This window comes from Acidobacteriota bacterium (assembly GCA_009838525.1).
GTDB lineage: Bacteria > Acidobacteriota > Vicinamibacteria > Vicinamibacterales > UBA8438 > VXRJ01.
Map to the genome: position 1 here is coordinate 77,733 of VXRJ01000003.1, position 9,424 is coordinate 87,156.

The 9,424-nt window shown below is 68.4% G+C and carries 5 protein-coding genes; all 5 read right to left on the minus strand.

The annotated features are described in order from the left end of the window. Nucleotide 1: 1 nt before the first annotated feature. Nucleotides 2-1,777: a tetratricopeptide repeat protein gene (locus F4Y45_00705; GenBank protein ID MXY23031.1), complete on the minus strand. Its 1,776-nt coding sequence runs from the start codon at nt 1,775-1,777 to the stop codon at nt 2-4. Next, entirely contained in the window at nt 1,692-3,437 is a 1,746-nt protein-coding gene (locus F4Y45_00710; protein ID MXY23032.1) for a CRTAC1 family protein, read from the minus strand. Before F4Y45_00710 ends, F4Y45_00705 begins: the two co-directional genes overlap by 86 nt. A gap of 130 nt (nt 3,438-3,567) precedes the next feature. Then, a complete protein-coding gene (locus tag F4Y45_00715) occupies nt 3,568-6,618 on the minus strand; it encodes a TonB-dependent receptor (GenBank protein MXY23033.1) in 3,051 nt (1,016 codons plus the stop codon). A 167-nt stretch (nt 6,619-6,785) separates the two neighbouring features. Next, nucleotides 6,786-8,192 (minus strand): tetratricopeptide repeat protein, encoded by a 1,407-nt coding sequence (locus F4Y45_00720; protein ID MXY23034.1) that lies wholly within the window; start codon nt 8,190-8,192, stop codon nt 6,786-6,788. Nucleotides 8,193-8,277: 85 nt separating this feature from the next. Further along, on the minus strand, nt 8,278-9,424 hold a 1,147-nt coding region (locus F4Y45_00725), incomplete at its 5' end, for a VCBS repeat-containing protein (GenBank protein MXY23035.1).

Below are 9,424 nucleotides of genomic sequence, written 5' to 3' on the forward strand. Positions count from 1 at the left end.
GTCACCTTTCGGGCTCAAGTGCCGGCCCGGCGGGGGGAGCGGGCAGGAGATCCGGATCGTCATCCCGCCACGGTGTGCGGCACGGCTCTCGCCGCAGGTACAACTCCAGATTCGACGCCATACGATCCGCGACGTCGGGGCGCGCGGCCCTGGTCGCGATCGCCATCGCCGCCCGCTGCCACTCAACGGCCTCGGCGAACAGATCCAGTTCGGCCAGCGTCATAGCCATCGTCTCGGCGACCGCCGACGTCTGCTCGGAAGTCACCAGGGTTCGCATCAACTCCAGAGCCCGCCGGCCGTCGCGCACCCCGTCATCGGGCGCCGCCGCGAACAGGCGCGCCAGCGCGTGGGAGAACTCGGCGCGGCCGGGATGGACCGCCGCCGCCCGGACCAGGCGGTCGCGGGCTTCCCCGTAGCGCCGGAGGCGCACCAGGGCCATCGCTTCTCCGAACCGGGCCGCGGCGTTAGCCGGGTCGAGCTCGATCACGCGACGGTAGGAGGCCAGGGATGCCTCTACCCTCGTCGTCCGCCGCAGAGCGTCGCCGAGCGCGAGGTGCCCGGCGACGAAGTTGGGGTTGTGAAACACCGCGTCGCGGAACCTGTCGATCGCTTCGGCGTCGCGGCCGGTTCTCGCGAAGAGGGCGCCCAGTGCGTGGTGCGCCTGATACAGGCCGGGGTCGAGACCCAGCGCCTCGCGGATCGCGGCCTCCGCGCCGCCGGTGTCCCCCAGGCGCTCCAGAGCGGTCCCGAGGTTCAACCGGAGCATGGCCACGTCGGGGGCCGCGACGGAGGCAGTCCGGAAGTGCGCCGCCGCGAGCGCCCAGTCGCCGTTGGCCGCGGCGTAGAACGCGAGGTCGCGGTAGTACTCCGGGTTCTCCAGGACCCCGTTCAGGGACGCCATGACGGGATCCGGGAGCTGGACGGGAGCGCCCGGACCTTCCGCCCGCCGCCGCCGGAGGTGTTGTTCCGCCGCCTCACGATCGCCCAGGCGCCGGTAGGCCATCGCCAGGGGATAGTGGATGCTGCCTGCCTCGGGATCCAGGTCCAGGGCCGCTTCCATGTGTTCCGCGGCCGTCGCGTAGTCCTCCGCCGCCAGCGCGATGCGTCCGGCCTCGAAGCGGAGGGCGGCCGTGTCGGGCCGCCGCGCGAGCATCCCGGCGACGAGCGGGCCGGCCCGGTGCGGTTCCCCCAGTTCCTGGTAGACGCGGCTGAGCCAGACGGCCGCCGCAAGATAGTCCGGCCGGAGCTCCAGCGCGCGCTCCAGACGAGCCGCGGACACGGTGAGGTCACCCATCCGCCGTCGAACGTGACCCAGCACGTACGGCCACCGGAAGTCCTCCGGCGCCAGCACCTGCGCATTGTCGAGACACTCCTCCGCATGCGGCAGCAGGTCCGCGGCCATGAACAGCATTCCCAACTCACCGTAGGCGTCGGCGCGCGCGGCCCGCCCGGCCGCGGGATCCCGCGCTACGGCGAGAAGTGTCCGGTAGGCCGCCCCGACTTGCTGCTGCACCGCCGGATGCAGGCTTCCCACCTCGGGGAGCGTCACCTCCCGCACCACCTGCGCCTCGCCGGTTGCCAGTCGGGCGCCGGTGGCGCCGACCCGGCCCGGCACGAGCCCCACGGCGAGCCCGAGCAGTGGCAGCACGGAAAGAAGCTGGCGCCGCAGGCCTCTCCCGCACCTCACGGGGTCACCTCGAGAGGGGCCGTCCGGTCCCCTGCCTGAGCGAGAGCCACCGGTCGGCCGCGACGTCCACCCATTCCTCGACCTGCCCATCCGGCCACGCCACCTCGACCCGTTGCACCGTTGCCGTTTCCCCGAGTCCGACCAGGACGCGCGGGTCGCTGGCGGAGGCGTAGCTGCCATCGGTGCGGGCCCGGCGCCGAAGCGTCGGGTATCCGTCCCGGAAGACGCCAACTCGGGCGCCCGTCATCACCCGCGGCGGATCACCTCCCACCAGCCGCAGTCCCAGCCAGTGGTTCCGGTTGCCGACCTGGTTGAGGAGGAGCCGCGCCGGCCCGTTGTTGTTGCCGATGACGACATCCATGTCGCCGTCGTTGTCGAGGTCGCCGAAAGCCGCACCGCGGCTCACCTCCGAGAGGCGCAGGGCCGGTCCGGCGTGCCCCGTCGCGTCCTCGAAGCGGCCGTCGCCGAGGTTGCGGAAGAGCTGATTCGGCTGGTGCAGCGGAAACGGGTCTCCCGCCTGCACGAGCGGCCAGAGGACGCTCACCGCCCCGTTGACCGCAAGCAGGTCCAGCCAACCGTCGTTGTCGGCGTCGATCCAACGCGCGCCGAAGCCCGTGAACGGCAGACTCGGCGCCGCCAGCCGGGCGCGGGCGCTGCGATCGTCGAACATCGCCGACCCGTCGTTGACGTACAACGTGTTGGTCTCGTTGTCGAGGTGCGTCACGAAGAGATCGACATCACCATCGTTGTCGAAGTCGGCCGCGTCGACTCCCATGCCCGCCTCGGCCGTCCCCGCATGGTTCAGCGCCACTCCCGCCAGCAACGCCTCGTCCCGGAAAGTGCCGTTCCCGTTGTTGATCCACAACTGGTTCTCGTCACCGTCATTGGCCACGTAGATGTCGGTCCACCCGTCGCCATCGAGGTCGTCGGCGACGACGCCGAGGGCGCGGCCGTACGTGGTCGCGATCCGGGACTCGGCCGTTACGTCGGCAAACGTCCCGTCACCGCGGTTGCGGTACAGCCGGTCGGCCACCGGCAGGTACCGCTGGGGCCCGCAGTAGTTCCGTATTCCCGTCGGCGTCGAGCAGTCGGCGTCGCCGCCGGGGCGGTGATCCACGTAGTTGCCGACGTAGAGGTCCAGCCAGCCGTCGCGATCGAAATCGAGAAACGTCGCCGAGAGCCCCCAGCGGTCGTTGTCCGTTCCCGCCCCGAGGGTCACGTCGTCGAACGTGCCGTCGCCGTTGTTCCGGAACAGGCGATCCGCACCGAGGCGGGTGAGATAGAGGTCGACCCAGCCGTCGTTATCGAAGTCGCCCGCCACGGCGCCCATGCCGTACCCCGGTGCGTCCAGGCCGCTCTCCGCCGTCACGTCGGTGAAACGAAGGGTTCGGGAGCCGTCGGCGTGAACGACGAGATCGTTTCGGTACAGGCGGTCGCCCCACCGGGGCGACGCCGCCGGCGCATGGTTCCCTTCCGCTGACATGGCGGGTTCCAGCGGCTGCCCCTGCGGAAAGTAGATGTCCAGATCGTCATCGTTGTCGAAATCGACCAGTGCGACCCCCGGGGCGAAGATCTCGGCAAAGTCGTAGCTGCCCGACATTCCGTTGACGTGCACGAAATCGATGCCGGCGTGGGCGGTCCAATCCTCGAACCACTCCGCGCCGGACGCGCCCGCCGCCAGCAGCCCCACGCCTGCTGGAAGCGCGAGCGAGGCGGCGAGAACCAGCCCGGTCAGAGGCTGCGCGCGCATGCTGTGAACATACACCGCACTCGCGGTTTCTCCACCCCGGAAGCGTGGCCGCCATGGCCTGAAGAGACGAAAGGCCCGCCCCGGGTTCGGGACGGGCCCTTCGCGCACAACCGAAGCCTTCAAGCGACGGTCAGTAGCTGATCGTCGCGCCGACCTTGAACATGCGCCCCTGCATGATCTGCGTCGGCGAGAGCCAGGCCGATCCGAAGGTCGTGTTCCAGGTGAGGGTCGCGTCGGTGTTGAACACGTTGTACAGAGCGGCGTTGACCTGGAGCCGCCCCTCTCCAACGTTCAGGTTCTTCGAGAACCGGAGGTCCAACTGATTGACGCGCTCCCCGTAGTGCGTCCCCGGCGGAACGAGGTGGACGACCTGTCCCCCGCCCGTCAGCGGCCGGCCTAGCCCGGTGATGTCGGCGTTGGTGGCGAAGTAGGGCGCCAGCACCTCCGGTCCGGCCCGGTTCTGCCAGACCAGGCTCAGGGTCAGGTCCCCGGGCAGAGGATAGGTGGCAAGGGCCTTGAAGTCGGGCTGGTAGGGCGGGGACGTCGCGCAGTAGTTCGTGCTCGGGAACGACGCGACGTTCGTCGACCCGATCGTGCCCGCCGAGGTCGCGGCGTTCGAACCGAGTCTCGCGTGCTGGATGATGTCGCAGAAGTCGGTGCGCTCGCGTCCCGTGCTGACGCCGGCGTTGAATATGCCGCCGTTGGCGAGCCTCCCCTGCACCGATACATCCAGCCCCGTGTACACGTCCGTAACGTCACCGAACTCGTCCGCGGACGTGACCCAGTTGTCCGTCTGCCCGAAGTACTGCGGCTGGATGTTCATGAAGCCGCAGATCTCGTTGCCGCCACCGTTCGGCAGGCGCGAATCGACCGGCGCCGTGACGCAGAATTCGTCGAAGCCCGACGCCGGCGTCGCCCGGTTCTGCGTCACGAAGAAGTTGCCGTACCAGTGGCGGGTCCACTGGACATCCAGACTGATGCGCGGCGTCAACTCCTGCTGCAAGCCGAACAGGATCTCCGTGTCGTTGGGGCGGACGCCGGAACCGCGAACGATCGCGGGATTCCAGCGGGTGACGATGGCGGGATCGCCAAGCTGCGCGCTCATCGCGCCGCATTCGCCGTTTGCCCCCCGGTTCCGGAGATCGCAGTCGGGAACGAAGTCGCCGTTAGCATCGCTCCAGGTGCGGAACGCGGCATTGATGCGCGTGTTGACGGGGTTGTTGGCGGTAGCGGTCGCGACCGACTCGCTGGCCACGTACCGCCCGAAGTTGGCGCGGACAACGGTTTGTCCGGTGCCGAACACATCCCAGGACATCCCCACCCGGGGCGATATGTCCTTCCAGGACGGGGTGTCCGGCACCTCGGCATACGTTGTCGCGGGCACCCAGAGGAGCTCCGCGGTAGTCTGCCCCGGCACGTAGGCCTCGTGGAAGTCGTAACGGACGCCCAGGTTCAGCGTGACGCGATCGATGGTCCAGCGGTCCTGGGCGTAGATGCCCAGCGCCGCCCGCAGCTTCTGAAGATCCTCGAGGGGCCTTGCATATTGCCAGATCCGCGCCGGCATCCCCTGATTGAAGTCCCAGTGCTGCGCCTGGGTCCCGAAGGCGGTGTAGTTGCGCGTTCCCCACATGTCCTGCATGCCCACCTTGAAGGAGTGCGTGCCGGTCACGTAGTTGAGCGAGAAGCGCATGTTCCACTGGTGGTTGTAGGCGTCCCAGGTCGTCTCGTCCGCCGCGTACCGCGTATTGGTCGACAGCTCGCGCTTGGCTATCACGTCCGCCGCAACCGGGAACTCGGGCTGTTGCAGGAAGCGCCACGTCTCGTTGTAGAACGTCAGGCCTCCCTCGAGCAGCAGACGGCTCGTGACCGGACTGGTCCACCGGAGCTGACCGAGGTAGTCGGGGTCCGAGGTGAGGTAGTCCGTCGCCTCGGGCGTCCGGTTGAGACCGGAGTCGCTCACCTTGTGCCGCTTGCCGAACTGGTAGTAGGCGATGAGCTTGTTCCGGGGGGTGAGCTGTGAGGTCAGGTTCAGCGTGGCGGTGTGGAAGTACCGATCACCCGCGAAGGCCGGCTTGGAGAAATCGCGCTGATCGGGAACCAGCCTGTCCCCGTACTGACACCCGCCTTCCGTGCGGCAGAACTGCGGATCGAGCGGATCGATCCGTTCGAACGAATCGGTGTTCCACTGCGTCGAAACGAGATTGCGGTAGCCGAGATAGAACCACAAGCGGTCCTGAACGAGCGGCCCCCCCATTGTCGGGTTGAACTCCGACACCTGTTTGACGGAGTTGACCTGCCGCAACCCCAGATCGATCAGGTCCTGCCCGAGGTTGTCGGACTGCATGCCCCCATTCGTGTAGTCGGCGTACAGGTCGAAAGTGAACTGGTTCCCGCCTTCCTTGGCGATGCTGTTCGCAACCACCCCGCTCGACCGGTACTCCGCGTCGGTACCGCTCGTGGTGACGGTCATTTCCGCCACCGCGCCGGTGTTGATGGCCATCGTGTGGTTGTAGCCGCCTCCGGTGTTGTTCATGTTGTTGAACGGCATGCCGTTCATCACCAGAGGCATCTGATCGCCGCGGCTTCCGTGAACCTCCATCGTCTGCCAGTTCGCGCCGTCGGCGCCGCCGACGTCCTGCTGGCTGAGGGGCACCTGCACTCCGGGCACGAGGATGCCGACGTTCTGGAACGAGCGCCCCGTCGGCAGCTCGGCCAGCACCTCGGCGGTGAGCGCCTCGGTCTGGGTCACCGTCTGGACGTCGATCAGCGGACTCTCGCCGGTGACGGTGACCGTCTCCTCCACACCGCCTACGGCCAACTGCGTGTCGACATTGGCGGTGAAGGTGGCCGTCAACTCCACCCCCTCGACGACCACCGTGCTGAATCCGGGCAGGGTGAACGTCACCGTGTACACGCCCGGATTGAGTGCGATGATGCGGTACGCGCCCTGGCCGTCGGTAAAGACCACACGCGACTGCTCGATGAGCGCCGGGCTCGACGCTTCGATAGTGACACCGGGAAGAATCCCCCCGGTGTTGTCCGTCACGACGCCCGCGATCTCGGCATCCTGTGCCAGAACCGCGGACGGGACGGTGAGGAAGGTGAAGACGACCGCCGGAGCCAAGGCCCGACCCAACCGCCGTACTCGCATGGAGTACCCTCCTGTCGCATCGCGCGACATTACGGGCCGACACTAACGTCAGCCCGCCCGAACCGCGGCCCGCTTCGCGCAGGATCCGGTGTGCGAACGACGACGTGCCTGAACGACGATCGATAACGGCCCGAGCGAGCGGGCGGCCTTTCGGCATCATACATCGCCGATCAGTGATGGACAACCGGACGCTGTGGCTACCGCGGGCCCAGTTGCCGCAGGCCCTCGGCGGCGCCCGCGTGGCCGGGATCGATCTCGAGCGCCTGCTCGAACGCCTGGCGCGCCGCCTCGCGCGCACCCTCCGCCAGGTAGAGGGCACCCAGATTCGCCTGGGCGTCCGCGTGCTCCGGATCGACCGTCGCGGCACGCTCGAACAGGCGCGTCGCCCGAACGAGTTCCCCTTGCCGCGCCAGTGCGATACCGAGGTTAATCAATGCGTCGACGTGGTTCGGGTTTCGATCGAGCGCGCGCTCGTACTCGGCGACCGCTTCGTCGAGCCGGCCGCTCCGATCCAGTACCAGGGCCAGGTCGTAGCGTGTCTCGGACGTGTCCAGAGTCTCCATCGCCTCGCGGAGGAGCGGCTCCGCGGCGGCGTACTGCCGTAGCGCGGACAAACATCTCCCGATGTCCGCAACCACCTGAGGATCGCCCGGAAAGAGCCGGCGATGGCGCTCCAGCAACTCCAGCGCCTCTCCGTAGCGCCGTTCGACGCGCAGCATGGTGGCGAGCTCAAAGAGGGCGTCCCGATTGTCAGGGTCGACCGCCAGCGCCCGCCGCACCAGGTGCTCACGCCAGGCGCCGTTGGTCGTCAGATCGGCGGTGGACGCTTGCTGGAGCAGGAAGGCTGCGCTCCGCGACTCGTCGATGAGTGTCTGGAAGAACTCGTCGACGTACGGCGCGAAGCGCGGCAGGGCTGCCGCGCGCCGTCGAGCGCGAGTGGCGTCGTCGTCTCGCCCAAGGGCGGCATACGCGTCGCCGAGCAACCGGAACGCCGGCCCGAACCGCGGCGCCTCTCCGGTCGCGCCTTCCAGCAGCTCCCGAGCCTGCGCCGGGCTGTCGTCAAGGTGCAGCCGCGCGAGCCCGAATGCGGCGTAGGCCGCCAGTGGGCCCAGCGGCGTGTGCCCAGCCGTGGCCGCCGCCGGCGGGGTAGCGGGTTCGGGAAGCTCCATCACGCGCCGCCAGGCGCGGGTGGCCTCGTCTCGGCGGCCGGTCTTGAACGCCACGTCGCCCAGGCGCCACCACGCCGGAGCAATATCGGGAGCAGATTCGACCACCCGCACGAGGGCTTCACGGGCTCGTTCGGCGTCACCCCGCGAGACGTGGGCCATTGCGCGGTAGTGGGTCCATCGCCATTCGTCCGGATCCAGAGCCTCGGCGAGCGCGTAGCTCTCAATCGCCCGGTCGTAGTACAGGTCCGCGTGGTAGGCGAGCCCGAGGGCGCCGACGGCTTCGGCTGAGCGCCGGTTGGCGCGCGCGGCGTGATCAGCGTCCGTCAGGTGGATCCGCACCGCTTCGGGCTCGAGCGTGTCGGGCAGGGCCGGCAACTGCAGGCCGGGGGCGGTGCCGCCGGCGCCGCACCCAAGCGCCAACGCGAGAGCCGCCACCACCACCGCGGAGCGCGAATACCGGGGGCGTTGCCCACACCGGGCGCGTCCATCCACCGGGTCTGGCCCGCAACTTGGGAAGGAATCAGGGGCGAGGCCCGTTCTCACGATTGCTCCAGATCGTCACGCGCGACATCCGGTCATACGGAGGGCTGATGTGCATGCCGCCGGTCACCAGATCGGGTGTTCCGTTTCCGTCGAGATCTCCCATGGCCAACGTCACGAGGTGTGTGGGTGCGACGGCTATGCGGCGCATCGCGAATCGCATCTCGCCATCGTTCTCCAGCCACACCAGGCTGCGCACCTCCGGGTCGCTCCATTGGTTGTATGCGCTGGCCACGACGACATCCAGGTCGCCGTCGCCGTCCACGTCATCCGCCTGTGGACTCGACGCTCCGGACAGGTCGGCAATGCGGCGGGGCCGGAATCGCCGATCACCCAGATTCTGCAGCCACTGGACGCCGTGCCAGGGCCGGCTGTTGGCCGGTGCGTAGTCGAACGCATCCCCGTTGCTGTGCAGAAGGTCCGAGAGCCCGTCGCCGTCCAGATCGACCACGCTGATCCAACTCGATCCGAAATCGGCGTTCGCGGATCCCCAGATCAGCTCTGCTTCGAACTGATCGCCCGTATCGAACGCCCACACCTCTTCCCACTCCTGGCTGACCAGCGAGACCACGTCGGGCGCATCGTCACCGTCGATGTCGACGATCACGGCGTTGATCGCGCCCGACAACCGCTGGAGAACGTGCGGTTCGAACACCCAGCCCCCCCGGTTCTCCAGCCAGAGGGTCTCGCCGTAGTCATAGCCGAAGGCGGCGACCGTCAAATCGGGATCACCGTCGCCGTCGAGATCGCCCGCGCGCGCATCGGCTACCCGGGGAATCCCGTCGGCAACGACATGACTCTCGAAGCGCTCGCCGCCAAGGTTCTCGAGCACGACGACGGCCCCGATTCGCAAGTTGCTCGGGAAGAGCTGCCCCAGGCTCGCCACCAGCAGATCACGGTCTCCGTCTCCATCGAGATCGACCGCCTCGACGTGGGCCGGAGCGAGGATGTCGTCGCTAATCAAACGTTCCTCATAGGTCCCGGCCGGCGCCTGCCGTATCCACGAAATCCGGCTGCGCCCCGCATCGCAGACCAGGATGTCGGGCAGACCGTCAGCGTCCAGATCGACGATCTCGACGTGCGCGATCTGAGGCCGTTCGTTGGGGCCTGGGGGATGCCCCAGGGGG

Excerpts from the sequence above, each read along its gene's own strand:
- F4Y45_00705 (MXY23031.1), bottom strand. The coding sequence starts at position 1,777 with ATGGGCAGGTCGAGGAATGGGTGGACGTCGCGGCCGACCGGTGGCTCT.
- F4Y45_00715 (MXY23033.1), bottom strand. The coding sequence starts at position 6,618 with ATGTCGCGCGATGCGACAGGAGGGTACTCCATGCGAGTACGGCGGTTG.
- F4Y45_00710 (MXY23032.1), bottom strand. The coding sequence starts at position 3,437 with ATGCGCGCGCAGCCTCTGACCGGGCTGGTTCTCGCCGCCTCGCTCGCG.